The organism is Campylobacter blaseri (genome assembly GCF_013201895.1).
Lineage (GTDB): Bacteria > Campylobacterota > Campylobacteria > Campylobacterales > Campylobacteraceae > Campylobacter_B > Campylobacter_B blaseri.
This window is the reverse complement of sequence record NZ_CP053841.1, coordinates 1,238,722-1,259,405: the sequence shown is the minus strand read 5'-3', so window position 1 is coordinate 1,259,405 and position 20,684 is coordinate 1,238,722. Positions and strand designations below refer to the sequence as shown.

Here is a 20,684-nt window from a genome sequence, read left to right as displayed (position 1 = left end):
TAAATTTTTATAAGATTATATTAGAATTTTGTAAATATTTGTTTTGCTAACTATTAGCAAAACATATGTATAATCATAATAAAACTAAAAACAAGGATAGAGATGTATAGGTTTGCACCATCGCCAACAGGAGATATGCATATTGGTAATTTAAGAGTTGCTTTGTTTAACTATATTTGTGCTAAACAGAGTAATGAAAAGTTTATTTTACGCATAGAGGACACAGATAAACAGAGAAATATAGATGGAAAAGATGAAGAAATCAAAGAAATTTTAACTAAATTTGGAATAAAATGGGATAAATTATATATACAAAGTGATAATTTGAAGTTTCATAGAGAATTTGCACATAAACTTTTAATGGATAAAAAGGCATTTTGCTGTTTTTGTTCACAAGAGGAGTTGGAAAGCAAAAAAGAGTTAGCCAAAAAAGAAAATAGACCTTACAGATATGAAGGAGCTTGTGATAACTTATCAGACAAAGAGGTTCTAAATTGCGAAAAACCATTTGTAATTCGTATGAAAAAACCAAAAAGAACTATAAAATATATTGATGAAATTAAAGGTGAACTTAACTTTAGCCCAGAAGATATTGATAATTTTGTTATAATGAGATTTGATAAAACTCCAACTTATAATTTTGCTTGTGCCATTGATGATATGTTGATGGATATAACTTATATAATTAGAGGCGAAGATCATACAAGCAACACACCAAAGCAAGAGTATATTAGGAAATCTTTAGGGTATAATAAAGATATAAAATATGCACATTTGCCAATTATTTTAAATAAGCATGGTAAAAAAATAAGCAAAAGAGATGATAGCTCATCTGTAAAATGGCTTTTAGAACAAGGGTTTTTGCCAGAAGCTATAATTAATTATCTAATTTTACTTGGTAATAAAACTCCAAAAGAGATTTTTAGTTTAGATGAAGCTATAGAGTGGTTTGACATTAAAAATTTATCGAAAAGTCCAGCTAAATTTGATATAAAAAAATTGACTCAATTAAATAGAGACCATATTAAAATTACTAGCAATAAAAGGCTTGTTGAATTATTTGGTTTAGATGAAAAATATGTAAATCTAATAAAATTTTACACTCAAGAAGCAAGTTTAGTACCTGAAATTAAAGATAAAGTTTTAAAAATATATAGCAAAAAAGAGATTTCAGATGAATTTAAAAATAGTGCTGAAATTCTAAGAAATATCATTATAAATATGGAAATTCCAAATAGTTTTGAAGAGTTTAAAAAAGAGATTATGAAGCTTTTAAATTTAAAAGAAGAGAATTTTTTTATGCCGCTTCGTTTGCTAATTACAGGTTTAGATTATGGACCTGAATTAGGCGAACTTTATCAATATATAAAAGATGACATTAAGGAGATAGTTAAATGATAATGCAAGCATTTTTAGTAGCAGTTGCTGAGATAGTAAGTACACTTATAACCGCTTATATTTTTGTTATAATAATAGGTGCCGTTATGAGCTTTGTAAACCCAGATCCATATAATAAGTTCGTTCAGATAATTTATAGGCTAACTGAACCTGTTTACGCATATATAAGAAGATATATTCGAACGACTTTTGGTGGGCTTGATTTTGCACCACTAATAGTTCTTTTGGCGCTTCAGTTTTTTAATAAATTTTTACTCTCTTTAGTATTTGTATATGCTGCTAAAATGTAATTTTTTACTTATATTTTTTACAATTTTTGTAAATGCTGGTGTTTTAAGCTATGAAGAGCTAAAAAATAAGCCAAGATCTTTAGCAAAAGATTATTATATTTATAGACTTCTTACCGAGACAAAATATGATAAAAAAGAGATAAAAGAGTTATCAAAAGATGTCTATAGGAATAAAGGAAAGCTTGAAAGAAAATTAAGTGCAATTGTGACACAATCTAAAAAAATTGATCCTTGTAAAGGGGTTAATGCAAAAAATATTTTAGATGCAAATTTGACTTGTAAACTAAATAGAATGTGGCCAAATTTTGTAAAATATATTTCAAAAGAAAACAGACAAAAGCTTATTAAGGAGCTATCCTCATATGCAGATTATGTAAATTTACTAAATGGATATGATAGAGAAAATCCAGCTAAATACTATGCTGATACAAAACATGTTAAAAATTTTTTTTCATACTATATGTCTCTTAATAAGTCTGAGCAAAATAGCAAGTTTGATTTTAAATTAGAAAAAGAATTTGCCAATAATCTCTCTAACTATTGGTATTTTAAGACATTTATTAAAGATGCTGTTGTATATGATAGGCACAAGACCTTAAGAAGTTCACTTTTAGATATCAATTCATCTAATTTTAGTCAAGATGAAGCATTTTTCTTAGGGCTTAATGCTATTAAGTTAAATAAAGATGATAGTGCTGTTGCTTTTTTTGATCAAGCTGCAAAAACTTATAAATATCAATTTGATAGAGATAAATCTATCTTTTGGAGCTATTTAATCACAAAAAATAGTAAAACTCTAGATAATCTAGCTAAAAGTAACGATATAAATATCTACTCTCTTTATGCAAAAGAAAAAACAGGTTTAAACAAAATTGATGTTGTAATTCCAACGCCTTCTAAAAAAAATATAAAAGACTATAATATAAAAGATCCATTTGAATGGGTTAGGTTGCAAATCAAAGTTAAAAATGCAGACAATGAAACGCTTAAATCTTTGGCGATTAAATTTAATACGCAAGAGACTATGGGGCAATATATATATATAATGAATAAGCTTTCAGGATATAATGATAATTTTTATCCAATGCCTTTTATGGAGTATATAAAAGATTCAACTACGCATAGAAAAGCACTTATTTTAGCTATTGCTAGACAAGAAAGCCGTTTTATACCAAGTGTAGTTTCAACATCTTATGCTTTGGGTTTAATGCAATTTATGCCATTTGTTGCAAATGATTGGGCAAAAAAAAAGGGCTTGAAAATATATGATCAAGATGATATGTTTGATCCAAAAATTGCATATGAATTTGCAAATATGCATTTAGATTGGCTAGAGAAATATCTTTATAATCCAGTTTTTATAGCTTATGCATATAATGGCGGTATAGGCTTCACAAAAAGAATGCTTTTAAAAGGAGATCTTTTTAATGAAGGCAAGTATGAGCCATTTTTATCAATGGAGCTTGTGCCGTATACTGAAAGTAGGGAGTATGCTAAAAAAGTTTTAGCAAATTATATTATCTATTATCAAGCTTTATCTCCGGGTTCCAATACATCGATTTTGAAACTTTTTGAAACTTTAACACAGCCCTCAAAGAGCGATTCGTATCGTAAGCAATAGTTAAATAGTTACTATTTTTTACAGGAGCTATTATTTTATAGTGATAGCTCCAAGGAAGATTAATATTTACAAGTTTTAAAAGTTCGTCATTGTAATCTAGCTTCTTAATAGATAGATTGCTATCGCCATTTACTCTTATAGTTTTTAAGTTTATGGGCTCTTCTTTTGGATATGAAGACAGTATAAAAATCTCTTCATTTGTATTTTTTTTTAAAACAGGATTTAAATATGTTCCAATGGCTAAATACCTATCATTTCCAGTTCTTACTATTTCAAATTTTTGAGTATAAGCTAAAAGCTCATTTTTAACTGGTTCATGAACTGCATTTTTATCCGCGCAAGATATAACAAAAAGAGCTATAATTAATGTTAATGATATTTTTTTCATTTATATTTATCCTACTTTTTAATATATTTTAGCAAAATAAAGGTAAAGTTTAGCCAAATTTAGCCTTTTTAAAACGCAAATTTGATACAATTACAAATTATTTATAAAGGAAATAAATGAAAAAAATGGCTGTTGCATTTTCTGGACCTTCAAATACAGGAAAGACGACTTTAATTGTAAAAGTTGCTAAATATTTTCTTGATAAAGGACTTAAAGTAGTTGTTTTAAAACACGATCCAGCAGATAAAGCTAAGTTTGATGTTGAGGGAAAAGATAGTTATAAATTTAGTGAAATTGGGGCTGATGTAGTTGTTTCTAGTCCTACAAGAACTACATATTTTAATAAACAAAATAAAAGCATAGATGAGATTATAGCTATGCTTGGTGATTTTGACCTTTTGATAGTAGAGGGTCTAAAAACACTACCACTTCCTAGAATGAGTCTGTTTAGAGGTAAGATTGATGATAGTTATTTAAAGTATTCAAAAGCCATAGCAACAGATGGTTTAGAGTGTAGTGTAGATATACCAAACTATGATATAAATGATGTTGAGGGCATTTGCAATTGGGTTATTAAAAATGCAAAAAATATAAAAGGATAGATTATGAATGAAATTTTTAAAAGTATAGAGAAAATTGCTATAAAAATTAGCAATGCATTAAAATACACAGAGCTTGGCTATACAGACCATAAAAATCAAACAGGAGATGTGCAGCTAAAATTAGATGTATTAAGCGATAAAATAATAGAAGAAGAATTTAAAAAAATAGACTCTATAAAAGCAATAATAAGCGAAGAAAAAGATGATATACAAGATATTAATTTAGATGGTAAGTATATAGTAGCTTACGATCCACTTGATGGATCAAGTTTGGTTGATGTAAATTTTGCTGTGGGTTCAATATTTGGAATTTACGAACATGAGCTAAAGCCTAAAAATTTAGTAGCTAGTGCTTATGCTATTTATGGACCTAGACTTGAATTAGTTATCTGTATAGATAAGCCACAACTATATAGGTTTGCAGAAAATAAAGAGTTTAAATTTATAAAAGATTTAAAGCTTGCAGAAAAAGGAAAACTTAATTCAACTGGGGCTTCTCAATGGGGTTGGAGCCAAAAGCATAGAGAATTTGTCAAAAAATTATTTGATGAAAAGTATAGACTTAGATATAGTGGCGCTATGGTAGCTGATTTACATCAAATTTTACTAAAAGGTGGTGGGATATTTAGCTACCCAGCTACAACTGACGCACCAAAAGCTAAGCTTAGAGTCGTATTTGAGGTACTTCCTTTTGCATATATTTATGAAAAAGCTGGTGGCAAAACAACAGATGGCAACTCAAATTCTCTTTTTGAAATTGAGATAAAAGAAGTTCATCAAACAACTCCTTGCTTTTTTGGATCAAGCTATGAGATTGAAACTTTGAAGAAAATTTATAAGGATTAATGTGGAAGGTATAAAAGATAAATATGACATTCATTTTGAAGAGATGTTTATAAAATTACAAGAATGTCAAAGAGAAAAAGGGCATAAAACTTGCTCTATTTGTGAAAAATTTTTAGAGTGTGAAATTAGAGATGAGTATGTTATAGCTACTTACGAAAGTATGTCTAAGGGCAAAAGTGGCGGATTTGATTTTTAATTAAAAATATATTTTGTTAAAATGGCATAGTAGAAATTTAAATAGAAAATTATACATAAAGAATTAAAATAAATTAAATTTGAAAGAAGTAAGATGAAAAAATACATTACAACACCGATTTATTATGTAAATGATGTTCCACATATTGGGCATGCATATACAACTATTATAGCTGATACAATGGCAAGACTTTATAGGCTTCAAGGTCATGATACATTTTTTTTAACAGGCACAGATGAGCATGGTCAAAAGATAGAAGAGGCAGCTAAACAAAGGGGTTTTGAGCCAAAAAAATATACTGATGAGGTTAGTGCTAAGTTTAAAAATCTTTGGGATAGTTTTGATATAAGTTATGATAGATTCATAAGAACAACAGATGAAGACCATAAGTTAATCGTTCAAAATGTCTTTTCAAAAATGTATGAAAAAGGCGATATCTACAAAGGCGAATATGAGGGATTTTACTGTGTTAGCTGTGAGAGTTTTTTTCCACAAAATCAGCTAATTGATGGCGAGTATTGTCCTGATTGTGGGAAACCTACTAGAATTTTAAAAGAAGAGAGCTACTTTTTTAAACTATCAAAATATGAAAATGAACTTTTAAAATGGTATAAAGATGATGAGAGATGTATCTTGCCAAAAAGTAAAAAAAATGAGATAGTAAATTTTGTAAAAAATGGTTTAAAAGATCTCTCAATTACAAGAACTAGCTTTGGTTGGGGGATTAAACTTCCTGCTAATTTGAATGAACCAAAGCATGTTATGTATGTTTGGCTTGATGCTTTGATTAACTACATTAGTGCATTGGGTTATACAAATGGTGATGAAAAGATGGGGTATTGGGATAGTGCGGTGCACTTAGTTGGTAAAGATATACTTAGATTTCACGCTATTTATTGGCCTGCTTTTTTAATGAGTCTAGGACTTGAGCTTCCAAAAAGTGTTGCAGCACATGGCTGGTGGACAAGAGACGGGGTTAAGATGAGTAAGTCTATAGGTAATGTTATCGATCCAAAAGAGGTTGCAGATGCTTATGGATTAGAGCAATTTAGATATTTTTTACTAAGAGAGGTTCCATTTGGTCAAGATGGAGATTTTTCACAAAAAGCCTTCATAAGTAGGATAAATAGCGAACTTTGCAATGATTTAGGAAATTTGCTTAATAGAATTGTTGGTATGAGTAAGAAGTATTCAGATTATGAGATTGATAGCAAAGATGTTTTTAACTTTTATAAAGATGAGATTGATAGTGCAAATTCTCTTTGTAAAAGTGCACTTGAGAGTATAGATGAGTTTGCAACTAGTAAGTATCTTGAAGAAATTTGGAAGATACTTAACTTAGCAAATGCAAGTATTGCAAAATATGAACCTTGGAATTTGATAAAAGAGGGTAAAAGTGATGAGGCAAATGCACTTGTTGCGATGGTTTCAAATTTACTTGCAAAAGTAGCTATTTTACTTAGTCCTGCTATGCCAAAAAGTGCTGAGAAAATTGCAGATGTTTTAAACTTTAAAATAGAAACTTCTAGTTATAAAAAATTGGTTGAAAATGGTGATATAATGAGCTTTAAATCAAAAGATACAAGCCCACTTTTTGAAAGAGTTGAGGCTCCACTTCTAAAAGATAAAGTAGCTAAAAAAGAGGAAGATAAAAAAGTGCAAGAAGAGGAAAAAACACAAATTATTAAAATAGATGAATTTAAAAAAATAATTATAAAAGTTGGAACTATTTTAGAGTGTGAAAATATAGAAGGTAGTGATAAGCTTCTTAAGTTCCAAATTGATTTAGGCGAGGAAAAACCAAGGCAGATTATCTCAGGAATCGCAAAATACTACAAACCCGAGGATTTAGTTGGAAAACAGGTTTGTGTTTTGGCAAATTTAAAACCTGCTAAGATATTTAAACATTTAAGTGAGGGTATGATTTTAAGTGCTGATGATGGAAAACTTACCTTACTTAGCACTTTAAATAAGGTTGAAAATGGGGCTATAGTTGGATGACAATACAAAACCTCATAAGAGTTATAAATGCAAAACTTATAAATGAACCTTTTATTTCAGCTGTTGAGGGCTTTACATTTAACTTAAAAGATGTAAAGCCTAAAAGTGCCTTTATTGCAATAAATGCCAGTGAAGAAGATGTTAAAAAAGCTATCGAACTTGGAGCTTATGCGATTATTTTTGATAGTAATTTTAAAGCTAGTAATAAAGAAATAGCCTTTATAAAAGTTGAAAATATAAATAATGCGCTTTTTAAGCTTATGAAATTTATAAGTGCTTTAAAATCAATTAGATTTGTATATGTAACAAATTTGCAAATTAATATACTAAAGCACTCCATATTTAATAAAAATATTATGTTTGCTAGCTCTAATAATGAAGAGCTTTTTAATAATGTAGTAAATGCTAAAAATAACACAATGTTTTTTAGTCAAAATATAGAAATTATAACAAAAATTACACAAGCATATGAAAAAATAAATCCTAATTGCAAAGTAAATTTAAACCTAGAAGGTTCTATATTTTATTCAAATTTTTACTATAAAGATGAGCATTATAGATTAAATTTTCCTCAAATTTTCCTGCCTGAAATTTATGGAATTTTAGAATTTATGGATAAAAATAGTATAGATATAAAATTTAAAGATTTAAGAAATTTAGAACATTTTGAACCTATTTTTGTTGACAGATTTTATAATGTTAAAAATTATGGCGAAAGCTATAGAGCTTTTATAATAGAAAATGATGAATATCTTTTTTTAAAAGAGGGCGAATTTTTAAAATCTAAATTTAAAGAGGGGATAATAACTTTTGCGCCCAAGTATAAAAATATAAAATCAGATATAACTTATGATAAATTAGATGAGCTAAAGATAGATTTTAATTTCCGCTATGCACTTGTTTTTGGAAATAAACAAGAAATTTTAGATATGCTTTGTGTTAAAGAAAAAGAAAAAACACTATTTAATTTTTAAATTTAAAATATGATAAATGTTATTTATAGTTCTTTTTTGGATGTTGTATTAAATTAGTTTTTATAAATTAAGTCTAAACACATAAAAAGCCGAAACTTTTTATGTGTTTTTATTTTTGCAATTATAAGAATGTTAAATCAAATTTGATTAACTAAGTTTTTTAATTAATTTCATTTTTAAACATTAAACCTAAAGTGCATTACATCGCCATCATTTACAATGTAATCTTTTCCCTCAAGTCTCATTTTTCCAGCCTCTTTGGCTTTTGTTTCACTCCCGCAAGACACATAATCATCATAACTTATAACCTCAGCTCTAATGAAGCCTTTTTCAAAATCATTATGTATAACACTTGCTGCCTTTGGTGCTTTCCATCCTTTTTTGATAGTCCAAGCTCTAACTTCTATCTCTCCAGCTGTAAAATAGCTAATTAAATTAAGTTTATCAAAAGAGCGTTTTATGATTTTTTCAAGCCCACTTTCATTTCCGCCAAGCTCTTGTAACATCTCTTTTGCCTCTTCATCACTTAGCCCCACAAGCTCTTCTTCAATTTTTGCACAAAGTTTTATAACTTCTCTACTATTTTTTTTAGCATACTCTCTAACTTGCTTTACATACTCGTTATCTTCGCCAATATGTTCCTCATCAACATTTGCTCCATAGATAACCTCTTTATTTGATAGAAGTCTTAGCTCTTTATCTAAAGCTAAAAATGCCTCATCATCTCTATCTTTAAAACTACTCGCATTTTCTCCATTGTTTAGATGTTCTAAAAGTGCAGTTGCCATCTCTTGAAGCTCTTTTGCACCCTTTAAATTTGCCTTAACATCTCTATTTAGTCTCTCTACTTTTTTGCTAACTTGCTCCATGTCAGCAAGTATTAGCTCGGTTTCAATGATAGCTATATCTCTTAATGGGTCAATTTTTCCCTCAACATGAGTTATATTTTCATCATCAAAACATCTTACAATATGTAAAATTACCTCTGTTTCTCTAATGTTTGCTAAAAATTTATTTCCAAGCCCTTCGCCCTTGCTTGCACCTTTTACAAGTCCAGCAATATCAACAAATTCAATTGTAGAGTATTGAATTTTCTTTGGATTTACAATTTTAGCAAGCTCTTTAAGTCTAAAATCAGGAACAGGGACAATAGCTTTATTTGGCTCAATTGTGCAAAATGGGTAGTTTTGAGCCTCAGCATTTTGAGCCTTTGTTAATGCATTAAAAGTGGTTGATTTACCAACATTTGGAAGTCCTACTATACCAACAGCTAAGCCCATTACTTTTCCTCTCTTGCTAAGCTTTGTAGATAGTATAAATTTGCTCTAACTCCAGCCCCACTTGCACCATATTGGTTATATCCCCAAGCTCTTTCAATATAAGCAGGTCCAGCTATATCCATATGTATCCAATTATCTCTATTTTCCTCTTTTATAAATTGTTCCAAAAATAGTCCAGCTGTAGTAGTTCCACCATATCTTGTTGTCGCAGTGTTGCTAATATCAGCAATTTTACTCTTAATGCACTCTCTTAAATGGTCATTAAACTCTAAAGAATTCATAAGCTCTCCACTATCGCTAGCTACTCTTTTATATTCAGCCTTAAACTCCTCATTTCTTCCAAGAAGCCCTATGGTAAACTCGCCAAGCCCAACAACGCAAGCACCAGTTAAAGTCGCCATATCAATTAAAATATCAGGTTTTAACTCTTGTGCCCAGTCCAAGCAATCAGCCAAAACTAATCTTCCCTCAGCATCAGTATTTCTAACCTCAACACTAATTCCACTTCTTGTAATTATCACATCATCAGGTTTATAAGCGTCTCCACCTATCATATTTTCAGTTGCACCTAGGACTGCATGAATTTCAAAAGGAAGTTTAAGCTCAGCTGCTGCTTTAATTATAGCCATAGCCGCCAAAGCACCGCTTTTATCGCATTTCATAGTAAGCATAGAGCTTGCTGGTTTTAAGCTTAGTCCACCACTATCATAAGTTAGCCCTTTACCAACAAAAACAACTCTTTTTTTACTTTTGTTTTTTGGAGTATATTTTAGATGAATCATATAAGGATCATGCACGCTTGCACGATTTACCATTAAAAATGCATTCATTCTCTCTTTTTTCAAAAACTTCTTATCATAAACTTTACACTCAATGTTACTATGTTTTTTTGCAAGTTTTAAAGCCTCTTTTGCCATCTTTAAAGGTGTGTAAATTTCAGGAATTTCATTTACTCCATCTTTTGCAAAATTTGTTGCTTTTGCTATAATTTTTCCACTTTTTAAAGCTAGTTTTGCTTTTTCAATTTTAACTTTTTTGCCACTATATTCATCTGTTGAGATAAATATCTTCTCTATTTTGCTCTTTTTTGCTTCACTTTTATACTTGTTAAACTCATAACTTCCTAAAACAAACCCCTCAACTACAGCTTGATATGTTTTAGTGGTGCATTTGTAAACATAGCTTGAAATTTTGATAGTTTTAACATTATAGTTTTTTAAAGTATTGTAAATTTGAGACATAGCAAGGCGAATTTGATCATAACCTAGCTCTTTAACTCCTATATAGAGCCTTTTACTCTCTAAAAGTAGCAAATTTGAGCCTCCGTCATAGTTTAACTCTTTAAATTTATCACTATCTTTTACAAATTTATGGTCTATTTTTTTACCTACTATTAAAATAGCTTCAAAATCAGCTTTGATTTTGTTTATGTTTGCGTCTAATAATTCTATTTTCATATTTATCCTTTCTTTTATTTATAATTTCATCTTCTATTTTTTTAATTAAAATATATACAGCCCAAACAAATAGTATTATTATAGGAATTACAATATACCAATGTTGTTTTGTAATATTAAAAAAGTTTCCAATTTCATCACCAAAGTTATATGCTAGCATTGAGATTAAAATAGCCCAGCAAAAAGAGCTAATAAAATTTATAAATGCAAATTTTTTAAACTCATATCTAGTTATGCCTATGCTTATTGGAACTATTGCTCTAAAACCATAAAAAAATCTTTGTAAAAATACAATATACCACCCATAATTTTGCAGTAAAAGATGAGCTATTGCAAATTTTCTCTTTTGTTTACTAAGTTTTGTTGTGATGTATTTTTTGTTATATCTTCCTATAAAAAAGTGAATTTGATCACCACAAAATGCTCCAAGTCCTGCTGTAATTATAATAGCAGTTAAATTTACAGAGCCTTCATGTGCTAAAACTCCAGCTATAATAAGTGCAATCTCACCTTCAAAAATACACCACACAAAAAGCACTATATATACATAGTGTGCATGGTTGAACATAAGTTCTTCAAAAAAACCCTGCATTTAAACCTCTAAGATGGAGTAAACTTTCGTTAATTTCTCTATCTCTTCTTTACCTTTTAAATCTACTAAATCAATTAAAAAACAAGCTTCTACACATTTTGCATTTGTTTGGTTTATAAGTTCAACTGAAGCTTTTGCAGTTCCGCCAGTTGCTATTAAATCATCAATTAATAAAACTTTTGCATTTTTTACATGAGAAAAAGCATCAACATGAAGCTCAACCGCATCAACTCCATACTCTAAAGTATATTTTTGAGAAATTGTCATATATGGAAGTTTATGAGGTTTTCTAATAGGAACAAAAGGTATATTTAATCTTGCACAAAGTGCTGCCCCAAATATAAAACCGCGACTCTCAATCCCTGCTATAAAGTCTAAATTATAATCCCTATAATGCTCCTCTAAATGGTCAATTAAAAATTTAAATGCATCTTTGTTGTTTAAAAGAGTTGTTATATCTCTAAAGACAATTCCGGGTTTTGGAAAATCTTTTACAGCTCTTATAGTGCTTAATAGATACTCTTTGTCTTCTTGTGTAAGTTTTACCATATAATTATTCCTTTTTGAAACTTAGTTTAAGCAAGAGTTTAGTTTTTTAACTCTTCGCTCATGCCTTCCGCATGCAAATTCGGTATTAAAAAAGACTTTACACATATCTTCAACTACTCCAATGCCAACAACCCTAGAGCCAAAACATAGGACATTTGCATCATTATGTTCTCTTGCCATTTTTGCAGTAAAACTATCATGACAAAGTGCACATCTTATACCTGCATTTCTATTTGCAGCTATGCTTATACCTATGCCAGTTCCACAAATTAACACACCATAACTATCTTTGGTCTCTAAAACTTTTTTTGAAAGTTCATAAGCAAAATCAGGATAATCAACACTAATATCTGGCGAGTCTGTACCTAAATCAATAACTTCAAATCCTAAATTTGCTAAAATTTCTTTACATTTATTTTTTAAATCATAAGCAGCATGATCTCCTGCTATAAATACTTTGCTAATATTCACATTAATCCTTTTTAAAATTATAACCGATCTTTATTGAAAATAATTAAGGTTGTTCGTAAATATATTTTTCATTATTTTCTAAAGTATCAATAAATCTACCAATTCTTTCCCATCTAACAACTTTGTTTTTATCCCAGCTAAAATATATAAACCAAGGTTTTCCAACTATGTATTTATATGGAACGCTTCCCCAAAAACGGCTATCATCGGAGTGGTCTCTATTATCTCCTATCATAAAAAACTCACCTTTAGGAACTTTCATATAGTATGCGTTAAACTCAAGATTAATATCCATTTTAGGAAGCTCTTCTACGTAGGCAGGTTGCATAGCAAATTTTCCAACACTTAAATGTTTTAATGTAGTTGCTAGCAGATTAACATTATCATCATAATGAATACCTTTAAATTTATACGGTTCTTTAATAAATTTTTTGCCATTTAATATTATAATATCGTTTTTATCATAATTTTTTTCTATGTATTTATCACCTTCATTTGGTCTTAAATATATAGCTTTTGGTGTAAATATAACTTCATCTTCACCAATTGCAAAGTTTCTTTTTACAAAGTGCATTTTTGGATTTGGTGGATATCTAAATACAACGATATCACCTCTTTGTGGTTTTTTGCCCTCAACTAAATGGCCATTTTTATTAAAATCAGGCAAAACAGGAACTTCTAGCCACGGCAGATGAGGAGTTGGAATTCCATAACTAAATTTTTTAACAAATAAAAAATCGCCTATTAAAAGCGAGTTTTTCATAGAGCCACTAGGGATTACAAATGCTTGGGCTACAAAAAATATAACAAATAAAACTATTACAATAGTTCCAGTCCAACTACTTGAAAAGTCGTATATTTTTTTAAAAATATTTTTCATTATTTTTGTCTTTTTAATCTATTTGTCGCTGATATTATGGTGTTATTTAAAAGCATGGCAATTGTCATTGGTCCAACTCCACCAGGGACTGGAGTTATATATGAGCATTTGTCTTTTAAGTTTTCAAAGTCCACATCTCCAACTAGCTTTCCATTATCAAGTCTATTAATTCCAACATCAATCACTATAGCACCTTCACTTACCATATCAGCAGTTAAAAAGTGTGGTTTACCAATTGCTGCTACTATAATGTCGGCATTTTTGGTTATCTCTTTTAAATTTTTAGTTTTACTATGAGTTATAGTTACAGTTGCATTTGCATTTAAAAGTAAATTTGCCATAGGTTTTCCAACTATGTTACTTCTTCCAATAATAACAGCATTTTTTCCAGATGTTTCTATATCGTATTCTTTTAAAAGTCTCATAACTCCAAGTGGTGTGCAAGGCACAAAGCCATCAAGCCCACTAACAAGCTTTCCTGCATTTATAGCATGAAAACCATCTACATCTTTTTTTGGATCAATTTTTTCTAAAATTTTGTCTGTATCTATGTGTTTTGGAAGTGGTAGTTGAACTAAAATTCCATCTACATTTTCATCTTTGTTTAGCTCATCAATTATACTAAGTAGTTTTTCTTCTTTGGTATCGCTACTTAGTTTATATGCTAGTGATTCTATCTCACAAGCTTTGCAAGCTTTTTCTTTTGAAGCTACATATGTTTGAGAGGCTTTATCTTCGCCAACTAAGATAACAGCTAGACATGGCACGACACCTTGTTTTGCTAAATTTAAAGCTTTGATTTTAACCTCATCTTTAACTTTTGCACTTATTAATTTTCCATCTATTAACATAATTAGACCTTATTTATAATTTTAAACCCTATATAATAGCAAAATTTAGATTAATAAATTATAGAATTTAGTTTTTGTATGGAAATTTGAAATTTAAAGATTTATAATGTAAAGCTCTTTTTAACAAAAAAAACTGTATTATCTTTATCAAAAATAGTGGATTAAGATTAGAATAGATGAAGATATTTTTTACATTAATATTATTTGTGAGTTTATCATTTTGTGATAGCTTTATAACAGATATGGAATATGGTCAGATGCTGTATCAAAATCCACGGGGAATTGGTTGCAATAAATGTCATGGCAAAAAAGGCGAGGGAAGTGTTATAGCTAAATATAAAGAGCATAATAGAAGCTCTCAAGAGCTATATGATAAGGAGCTAGTAGCACCACCCATAAATAGACTATCGTTGCAAGATTTTGCAAAAGGGATTAAGATATCAAAAGATATAATGCCACTTTATTTTTTAACAAACGATGAGATAATAATTTTATATAAATACATAAAAGAGATAAATAAGGAGAAAAAATGACAAATCATGAAGCTTTTGAATATTCAAAAAAATACATTCCAGGCGGGGTAAATTCGCCAGTTAGAGCATTTGGAAATGTTGGAAGTGAGCCATTTTTTGTTGATAGAGGTGAAGGTGCTTATATATATGATGTAGAAGGAAATAGATATCTTGATTTTGTTCAAAGCTGGGGGCCTTTGCTTTTTGGACATTGCGATAAGCATATTGAAGATGCAGTTATCAAAACAGCAAAAAAAGGACTTAGTTTTGGTACTTCAACTCCTCTTGAAACAAAACTTGGAAAGATGATTTTGGAGCATTTTTTTTATCTTGATAAAATTCGTTTTGTAAGTAGTGGAACAGAAGCAACTATGAGTGCAATTCGTCTTGCAAGAGGATATAGTAAAAAAGATAAAATTTTAAAATTTGAAGGTTGTTATCACGGACATAGTGATAGTTTGCTTGTAAAAGCAGGAAGTGGTGCTACAACTTTTGGAAGCTCAAGTAGTGCAGGCGTTCCTGAGGATATTGCTAAAAATACATATTTAGCTATTTATAATGATATTGAAAGTGTAAAAAAAGCTATTAGCAATAACGATATTGGGACCATTATAATAGAGCCAATTGCAGGGAATATGGGTTTGGTTCCAGCCGATAAAGAGTTTTTACTTGAGCTTAGAAAAATCTGCGATGAAAAAAATATCGTTTTAATTCTAGATGAGGTAATGAGTGGCTATAGAGCAAGTAAACTTGGAAGTTATGGAGTTTATGGGATTGAAGCTGATATCGTTACTTTTGGTAAGGTAATTGGCGGTGGTTTAAATGCTGCGGCATTTGCGGCAAAAGATGAAATCATGAGTTTAATTAGTCCATTAGGACCTGTTTATCAAGCAGGAACTCTAAGTGGAAACCCAGTTGCTATGGCAGCAGGAATTGCATCGTTAGAAAACATAAATGCTGACAAAGATCTTTATAATAGACTTGAAAAACTTGCGAAGAAATTTACTCAAGGTTTAAAAAATATAGCAAATGAGTATGGTATTTCACTTCAAACTTGTGTTAGAGGGTCTATGTTTGGATATTTTTTCACAGAAAAAGAGGTTAAAAATTATACAGATGCCCTAACTTCAAATACTGAAATCTTTGCTAAATTTCATACAGGAATGATAAAAGAGGGTGTGTTTTTAGCACCATCTCAATTTGAAACAGGTTTTATCTGCTCTGTTATGAGTGAAAAAGATATTGAGTTTGCGTTGCAAAAAGCTAAAAAAGTTATGAGTAGTTTATGAGAATAACAAAAAATTTTAATAATATAATTAGAGGTGCCGATAGCCTAAGTCTTGGCATCTCTATAGTTGCTGCTATAGCAATAGGATTTTTTATAGGACATTATCTAACTAAACTTACTGGGTGGATATTTTTTACATATTTTTTTACATTTATTGGAATTTGCTCTGCTTGTTTAAATATATATCGTGGAGTTCAAGTTCAAAAAAGAGATATGGAAGAACTTGAGAATGATCCAAAGTATAAGAAGTATAAAGAGGTTATGGCGAGCAAAGAAAAACAGAAAATGGAAGATTTAGAAGACTATGAAAAAGATGAATTTGATGTAGAAGATGAAAAATGGGAAGATAAGTGATAAAAAGACTATTTAAGATATATATTTCTCTTGATTTTATTTTAATATTTATATCTTTATTTCTTGGAAAATATTGGCTGTTAAATAGCCAAATTTCATTTTTTATCTCAGTTTTTATAAGCTATATATCTATGAAAAACTATCAAAACATGATAGATAGCGAACTTTTAAGTGGAAAATATGATGATATTAAAGAGGATGAAAATGTTAAGATTGGCACTGTTAAAAATAGTGTAACTTTTTTCTCTCCTTTGAAAATTTTAGCATATTTAGTATTGGGTGTTAGTTTTTATATTTTAAATAAGCTTGAGATGTTAAATCCTTTAGCATTCTTAGTTGGTGTGTTACCTATGCCTCTTGGATCTATTATTTATGGAGCTACAGATGTTGCAAATTTTACCAAGTCCTAGAAAAATTATAAAAACCCTAACAGCTTTGTTTGTAGGTGTTGGTTTTGTTTTTATTGGAAATAGCCTAGTTTTAACATCTGCTGGTGTAATGCTTTCAGATATGGGTGTAGAAAATTTCTATATAGGAATAATAACAGCATGTTTTTTTATTGGAGCAATTTTAAGCTCAATTTTTACATATAAGTTTATAAGCACCTATGGTTATATAAGGTCTTACGCTATATTTACAGCACTTTTTGCTATATCTGCCCTTTTGCATGTCTTAGGAGATAATGTTATATATTGGGTATTTTTAAGAATTATGCTTGGTTTTTCTTATTATAGTATTGTTATGGTGGCTGAAAGTTGGATAAACACAAGATCTAGAAATGAAATAAGATCAAGAGTTTTATCTTTTTATTCTACAATCTACTATATGGCATTTGGAATCGGTGTTATAATTTTATCCTTTAAATTAACTCCTGTTAAGATATTTATAGTTTCTATATTTTTTATCATAGTTGGTTCAATTCCTATGAATATAATTAAAATCAAAGAGCCAAAACTCCCTCCAAAAAAGAAACTTTTTATACCAAATGTATTTAACTTAGTTCCGCTTGCACTTGTTACAAGCTTTTCAGCTGGAATTTTGATTAATGGATTTTTTGCTATGTCTGGACTTTTTATAATAGCTAGTGGTGGAAGTATTGCTGATGCTTCTTTTTTTCTTTTTGCTGCTATGGTTGGAGGTTTTTTATCGCAGATATTTTTTGGAAATTTTTCAGATAGATTTGGAAGAAAATATGCAATCATATTAAGCTCTTCTATTGCGCTTATAGCTTCAATTTTAATGTATATTTTTATGGGAAATATGCTAATTATGAAATTATTGGCATTTCTTTTAGGTTTTGGTATATTTTGCCTATATGCATTGGCAGCAGCAAGAGCAAATGATGTTCTTAGCGAGCAAGATAGTAGAGTTGAAGTAGGTGCTTCTATACTTCTTAGTTTTTCTATAGGGTCCATTTTAGGACCTATATCTATGGGGTTATTAATGCAAATATTTGGTTCATCAGGATTTGTATTTATATATTTTACATTTACTTCTTTTTTAATTATATTTTCAATATTTAAAGAAACAGTACCTAAAAAATATAGAACAGAGTATCTCTCAACTGGACCTAGCGAGGTTTTAGATTGATATTTATAAAATTAAAACCGAATAAAGGAAAAAGATGATAAGTCCTAGAAGAACTATAAGAATATTAGCTGCTCTGTTTATAGGCATAGGTTTTGTGTTTATAGGCAATGGATTAGTAATAACATCAGCTGGTATTATGCTTACAAATATGGGTGTAAGTAATTTTTATATAGGAATGATAACATCTTGCTTTTTCTTCGGTGGTATATTAAGCTCTATTTTTACATATAGATTTATAAGCAACTATGGATATATAAGATCATATGCTATTTTTACTGCTTTGTTCGCAATTGCGTCTTTAATGCATGGATTTAGCGAAAACATAATATACTGGGCATTTTTAAGATTTATGCTTGGGTTTTCATATTTTAGTATTGTTATGGTTGTTGAGAGTTGGATTAATGCAAGGTCTAAAAACGAGATAAGATCAAGAGTATTGTCCTTTTATGAAATTATCTATTATTCAGCTTTTGGTATCGGTGTTTTGATTTTAACATTCAATTTAAGCACAGCAAAAATTTTTACAATGTCTGTATTTTTTATAATACTTGGCTCAATTCCTATAAATATAATTAGGATTAAAGAGCCAAAACTACCACCTAGAAAAAAGATATTTATACCAAATATTTTTAACATAGTTCCACTTGCTCTTGTTACAAGTTTTGTTGCTGGAATTTTGATAAACGGATACTTTTCTATGGGAAGTGTTTTTATATTAGATAGTGGAGGGGGGGTTAAAGACGCCTCTGTGTTTTTACTACTTGCTATGTGTGGTGGCTTTTTATCTCAACTCTTTTTTGGAAATTTTTCAGATAAATTTGGTAGAAAAAATGCAATTATGCTTAGTGCTTTTATACTTTTAGTTGCTTCAGGGCTTTTATTTAGCATAGTTGAAAATATTTTTTTAGAAAAAATACTATCATTTTTTATAGGTTTTGGAGCATTTAGTTTATACTCTTTAGCGCTTGCTAGAGCAAATGATGTTTTAAACAATAAAGATAAAACTGCTGAGGTTGGAGCGGCACTTCTTTTATCATACACCTGTGGTTCTTTAGTGGGACCTCTTTTTATGGGATTATTAATGCAGATTTTTGGACCCAAGGGTTTTATTTTTATATATATTTTATCATCGGTTACATTAATTGTGTTTTCACTATTTAGAGAGTCTATACCTAAAAAGGATAGAACTGAGTATATTCCAGCTCCGCCTAGTAATATTTTGAAATGATATATTTTTTATAAACTCTTTTATAGAAAAATGCTGCAAAAACAAATGTAAGTGCCATTAGGATGGTTATAGTTTTTGTTGATAAACCTAGATTGTATAACCAGCCTATTGCAAGTGATGTTATAGCAGCCATTCCTAAAAATATCATATCTAAATAAGCTATTACTCTTCCATAGTATTTTTTGTCACAATTCATTTGGACTAATGTATAGCTATATGACCACAATACTGAGGTGCAAAGTCCAGCAAAAAACATACCTATAAAACCAATATAGAAGTTAAATTGTAAAAAAGCCCATAAAAGTATACCACCGGCTTGACCTAAAAACAGCCAAAAAAGGTTTCTATTATTTGCAAATTTACCTAAAAATATAGGTCCTAAAATAAGACCACAAGCTCTAATTGTATTCATTGAGCCTATTACTAAAGCCACACTTAAAATATGTTTATATTGATTTTTTGCCATTATATTAATTAGTGCATCATAGGATGTGACAGCAACAAAAGCATGAACTAGTATTAGTTGAAATAAAAATGGGTTATTTTTAAGGTATACTATCCCATCTTTTATCATAGATAGTACCTTTTCTCCTTTGGCTTTAACATCTTCGTTTAATGATAATTTATGTAGTAGCCAAATTCCAATTAAATATAGTACAAAATCAGCTATAAAAGAGCTTTTAATCCCAAAATGATGTATGTAAATTCCAGCTGTAGCCATTCCACTTGTGTAAGACGCTGCCCAGATTATAGAGTGAATTTCATTTGCTAACTTTAATTCAACCTTGTTTAAAATTTTTGGAAGTAAACTCATCTCTACTTGAAAATGCATTCCTGCAATACCACTTCTTATAAATATCAAAGCTTGTAAAATCCAAAAGTAACTTAAACTATCTATAAAAAGAAGCGGTATGATAGATAGGGCCTCTATCACCATAAATATCATTAACAACGGATAAGCTTTAAATTTATCTATTATAACGCCAGCTGGAATTGCTAAAAATACACTTGGTATAAACGCCATAGCAGCGCTTAGGCTTATCATCCAAATTTCTGCATTAAGGTTTATTAGAAGTGTTGCGATACCAATATGTGAAAACCACATACCAAAATAGCAGATAAGTTGAACAGTAGATAGCAGTCTTAAATTTCTATTTCTTTTTAGTAAAACTATATATTTTTTCATTTATTGCGGCTTGAATATTGATTTATTTTATATATTGAAATATAGCCTGTGATTATACCTAAAAATTGTTAGTTTATCTTAAAAAATAAATTTTATTTTTTAGTGAAAAAAGTTATTTTTTGGAAACTTA

General features: G+C 29.5%; 23 protein-coding genes. 14 read left to right on the top strand and 9 right to left on the bottom strand.

Annotation, left to right across the window (positions count from 1 at the left end):
• Positions 1-102 precede the first annotated feature (102 nt).
• The 3 genes from gltX to CBLAS_RS06295 are packed head-to-tail and all read left to right on the top strand — an operon-like array spanning position 103 to position 3,309.
• Positions 103-1,398, top strand: a complete 1,296-nt coding sequence (gltX, locus tag CBLAS_RS06305) for a glutamate--tRNA ligase (protein WP_106871968.1) — start codon at positions 103-105, stop codon at positions 1,396-1,398.
• Positions 1,395-1,688: a YggT family protein gene (locus tag CBLAS_RS06300; RefSeq protein WP_106871966.1), complete on the top strand. Its 294-nt coding sequence runs from the start codon at positions 1,395-1,397 to the stop codon at positions 1,686-1,688. The genes gltX and CBLAS_RS06300 overlap by 4 nt, the downstream gene beginning before the upstream one ends.
• Positions 1,672-3,309 carry a lytic transglycosylase domain-containing protein gene (locus CBLAS_RS06295; protein ID WP_106871964.1) on the top strand — a complete coding sequence of 546 codons (1,638 nt, stop codon included), beginning with the start codon at positions 1,672-1,674 and terminating at the stop codon, positions 3,307-3,309. The genes CBLAS_RS06300 and CBLAS_RS06295 overlap by 17 nt, the downstream gene beginning before the upstream one ends.
• Here the strand turns inward: CBLAS_RS06295 and CBLAS_RS06290 are convergent.
• Complete coding sequence (locus tag CBLAS_RS06290; protein ID WP_106871962.1) at positions 3,206-3,697, bottom strand: hypothetical protein; 492 nt, start codon at positions 3,695-3,697, stop codon at positions 3,206-3,208. The two genes, CBLAS_RS06295 and CBLAS_RS06290, sit on opposite strands and share 104 nt — an antisense overlap.
• Before the next feature lie 116 nt (positions 3,698-3,813).
• On the opposite strand from CBLAS_RS06290, the gene mobB reads away from it, so the two are divergent.
• The 5 genes from mobB to CBLAS_RS06265 all read left to right on the top strand — a co-directional run bounded on the left by mobB (position 3,814) and on the right by CBLAS_RS06265 (position 8,316).
• The gene (gene mobB, locus CBLAS_RS06285; RefSeq protein ID WP_106871960.1) at positions 3,814-4,299 is read left to right on the top strand and encodes a molybdopterin-guanine dinucleotide biosynthesis protein B; all 486 of its coding nucleotides are present in this window, start codon (positions 3,814-3,816) and stop codon (positions 4,297-4,299) included.
• A gap of 3 nt (positions 4,300-4,302) precedes the next feature.
• On the top strand, positions 4,303-5,145 hold the full coding sequence (locus CBLAS_RS06280) for a class 1 fructose-bisphosphatase (RefSeq protein WP_106871958.1): 843 nt from the start codon (positions 4,303-4,305) through the stop codon (positions 5,143-5,145).
• A 1-nt stretch (position 5,146) separates the two neighbouring features.
• On the top strand, positions 5,147-5,341 hold the full coding sequence (locus CBLAS_RS06275) for a hypothetical protein (RefSeq protein WP_172658154.1): 195 nt from the start codon (positions 5,147-5,149) through the stop codon (positions 5,339-5,341).
• Positions 5,342-5,434: 93 nt separating this feature from the next.
• Positions 5,435-7,342 carry a methionine--tRNA ligase gene (gene metG / locus CBLAS_RS06270; protein ID WP_106871954.1) on the top strand — a complete coding sequence of 636 codons (1,908 nt, stop codon included), beginning with the start codon at positions 5,435-5,437 and terminating at the stop codon, positions 7,340-7,342.
• On the top strand, positions 7,339-8,316 hold the full coding sequence (locus CBLAS_RS06265; protein WP_106871952.1) for a hypothetical protein: 978 nt from the start codon (positions 7,339-7,341) through the stop codon (positions 8,314-8,316). Before metG ends, CBLAS_RS06265 begins: the two co-directional genes overlap by 4 nt.
• Positions 8,317-8,492: 176 nt before the next feature.
• Here CBLAS_RS06265 and ychF read toward each other — a convergent pair whose 3' ends face one another.
• From ychF to folD, 7 genes are read right to left on the bottom strand one after another with little or no spacing between them, the layout of a single operon-like run.
• Complete coding sequence (ychF, locus tag CBLAS_RS06260) at positions 8,493-9,596, bottom strand: redox-regulated ATPase YchF (RefSeq protein WP_106871950.1); 1,104 nt, start codon at positions 9,594-9,596, stop codon at positions 8,493-8,495.
• Positions 9,596-11,053, bottom strand: a complete 1,458-nt coding sequence (locus CBLAS_RS06255; protein WP_106871948.1) for a leucyl aminopeptidase — start codon at positions 11,051-11,053, stop codon at positions 9,596-9,598. The genes ychF and CBLAS_RS06255 overlap by 1 nt, the downstream gene beginning before the upstream one ends.
• Positions 11,007-11,645, bottom strand: coding sequence for a DedA family protein (locus CBLAS_RS06250; RefSeq protein WP_106871946.1), 639 nt, complete (start codon positions 11,643-11,645; stop codon positions 11,007-11,009). The genes CBLAS_RS06255 and CBLAS_RS06250 overlap by 47 nt, the downstream gene beginning before the upstream one ends.
• Positions 11,646-12,194, bottom strand: coding sequence for an adenine phosphoribosyltransferase (gene apt, locus CBLAS_RS06245; RefSeq protein WP_106871944.1), 549 nt, complete (start codon positions 12,192-12,194; stop codon positions 11,646-11,648). It abuts the gene before it with no gap.
• 21 nt (positions 12,195-12,215) lie between these two features.
• Entirely contained in the window at positions 12,216-12,665 is a 450-nt protein-coding gene (gene rpiB, locus CBLAS_RS06240; protein WP_106871942.1) for a ribose 5-phosphate isomerase B, read from the bottom strand.
• A 43-nt stretch (positions 12,666-12,708) separates the two neighbouring features.
• Complete coding sequence (gene lepB / locus CBLAS_RS06235) at positions 12,709-13,545, bottom strand: signal peptidase I (protein ID WP_106871940.1); 837 nt, start codon at positions 13,543-13,545, stop codon at positions 12,709-12,711.
• Positions 13,545-14,399 carry a bifunctional methylenetetrahydrofolate dehydrogenase/methenyltetrahydrofolate cyclohydrolase FolD gene (gene folD, locus CBLAS_RS06230; protein ID WP_106871938.1) on the bottom strand — a complete coding sequence of 285 codons (855 nt, stop codon included), beginning with the start codon at positions 14,397-14,399 and terminating at the stop codon, positions 13,545-13,547. The genes lepB and folD overlap by 1 nt, the downstream gene beginning before the upstream one ends.
• Before the next feature lie 173 nt (positions 14,400-14,572).
• Here folD and CBLAS_RS06225 point away from each other — a divergent pair, with 173 nt between their 5' ends.
• From CBLAS_RS06225 to CBLAS_RS06200, 6 genes are read left to right on the top strand one after another with little or no spacing between them, the layout of a single operon-like run.
• Positions 14,573-14,929 carry a c-type cytochrome gene (locus tag CBLAS_RS06225; protein WP_106871936.1) on the top strand — a complete coding sequence of 119 codons (357 nt, stop codon included), beginning with the start codon at positions 14,573-14,575 and terminating at the stop codon, positions 14,927-14,929.
• Positions 14,926-16,197, top strand: a complete 1,272-nt coding sequence (gene hemL, locus CBLAS_RS06220) for a glutamate-1-semialdehyde 2,1-aminomutase (RefSeq protein ID WP_106871934.1) — start codon at positions 14,926-14,928, stop codon at positions 16,195-16,197. The genes CBLAS_RS06225 and hemL overlap by 4 nt, the downstream gene beginning before the upstream one ends.
• Positions 16,194-16,550, top strand: a complete 357-nt coding sequence (locus CBLAS_RS06215) for an AtpZ/AtpI family protein (protein ID WP_106871932.1) — start codon at positions 16,194-16,196, stop codon at positions 16,548-16,550. The genes hemL and CBLAS_RS06215 overlap by 4 nt, the downstream gene beginning before the upstream one ends.
• Positions 16,547-16,960, top strand: a complete 414-nt coding sequence (locus CBLAS_RS06210) for a hypothetical protein (RefSeq protein ID WP_106871930.1) — start codon at positions 16,547-16,549, stop codon at positions 16,958-16,960. Before CBLAS_RS06215 ends, CBLAS_RS06210 begins: the two co-directional genes overlap by 4 nt.
• Entirely contained in the window at positions 16,935-18,140 is a 1,206-nt protein-coding gene (locus CBLAS_RS06205; protein ID WP_241517610.1) for an MFS transporter, read from the top strand. Before CBLAS_RS06210 ends, CBLAS_RS06205 begins: the two co-directional genes overlap by 26 nt.
• 34 nt (positions 18,141-18,174) lie before the next feature.
• A complete protein-coding gene (locus CBLAS_RS06200) occupies positions 18,175-19,368 on the top strand; it encodes an MFS transporter (RefSeq protein WP_106871926.1) in 1,194 nt (397 codons plus the stop codon).
• On the opposite strand, the gene CBLAS_RS06195 is transcribed toward CBLAS_RS06200, so the two are convergent.
• A complete protein-coding gene (locus CBLAS_RS06195; protein ID WP_106871924.1) occupies positions 19,349-20,554 on the bottom strand; it encodes an MFS transporter in 1,206 nt (401 codons plus the stop codon). The two genes, CBLAS_RS06200 and CBLAS_RS06195, sit on opposite strands and share 20 nt — an antisense overlap.
• Positions 20,555-20,684 lie beyond the last annotated feature (130 nt).

Coding starts and splice junctions, on each gene's coding strand:
- gltX (WP_106871968.1), top strand. CDS start 103: ATGTATAGGTTTGCACCATCGCCAACAGGAGATATGCATATTGGTAAT.
- CBLAS_RS06265 (WP_106871952.1), top strand. CDS start 7,339: ATGACAATACAAAACCTCATAAGAGTTATAAATGCAAAACTTATAAAT.
- CBLAS_RS06200 (WP_106871926.1), top strand. CDS start 18,175: ATGATAAGTCCTAGAAGAACTATAAGAATATTAGCTGCTCTGTTTATA.
- CBLAS_RS06280 (WP_106871958.1), top strand. CDS start 4,303: ATGAATGAAATTTTTAAAAGTATAGAGAAAATTGCTATAAAAATTAGC.
- CBLAS_RS06290 (WP_106871962.1), bottom strand. CDS start 3,697: ATGAAAAAAATATCATTAACATTAATTATAGCTCTTTTTGTTATATCT.
- CBLAS_RS06300 (WP_106871966.1), top strand. CDS start 1,395: ATGATAATGCAAGCATTTTTAGTAGCAGTTGCTGAGATAGTAAGTACA.
- CBLAS_RS06225 (WP_106871936.1), top strand. CDS start 14,573: ATGAAGATATTTTTTACATTAATATTATTTGTGAGTTTATCATTTTGT.
- lepB (WP_106871940.1), bottom strand. CDS start 13,545: ATGAAAAATATTTTTAAAAAAATATACGACTTTTCAAGTAGTTGGACT.
- hemL (WP_106871934.1), top strand. CDS start 14,926: ATGACAAATCATGAAGCTTTTGAATATTCAAAAAAATACATTCCAGGC.
- metG (WP_106871954.1), top strand. CDS start 5,435: ATGAAAAAATACATTACAACACCGATTTATTATGTAAATGATGTTCCA.
- CBLAS_RS06250 (WP_106871946.1), bottom strand. CDS start 11,645: ATGCAGGGTTTTTTTGAAGAACTTATGTTCAACCATGCACACTATGTA.
- apt (WP_106871944.1), bottom strand. CDS start 12,194: ATGGTAAAACTTACACAAGAAGACAAAGAGTATCTATTAAGCACTATA.
- ychF (WP_106871950.1), bottom strand. CDS start 9,596: ATGGGCTTAGCTGTTGGTATAGTAGGACTTCCAAATGTTGGTAAATCA.
- CBLAS_RS06295 (WP_106871964.1), top strand. CDS start 1,672: ATGCTGCTAAAATGTAATTTTTTACTTATATTTTTTACAATTTTTGTA.
- CBLAS_RS06255 (WP_106871948.1), bottom strand. CDS start 11,053: ATGAAAATAGAATTATTAGACGCAAACATAAACAAAATCAAAGCTGAT.
- CBLAS_RS06205 (WP_241517610.1), top strand. CDS start 16,935: ATGTTGCAAATTTTACCAAGTCCTAGAAAAATTATAAAAACCCTAACA.
- CBLAS_RS06215 (WP_106871932.1), top strand. CDS start 16,194: ATGAGAATAACAAAAAATTTTAATAATATAATTAGAGGTGCCGATAGC.
- mobB (WP_106871960.1), top strand. CDS start 3,814: ATGAAAAAAATGGCTGTTGCATTTTCTGGACCTTCAAATACAGGAAAG.
- CBLAS_RS06195 (WP_106871924.1), bottom strand. CDS start 20,554: ATGAAAAAATATATAGTTTTACTAAAAAGAAATAGAAATTTAAGACTG.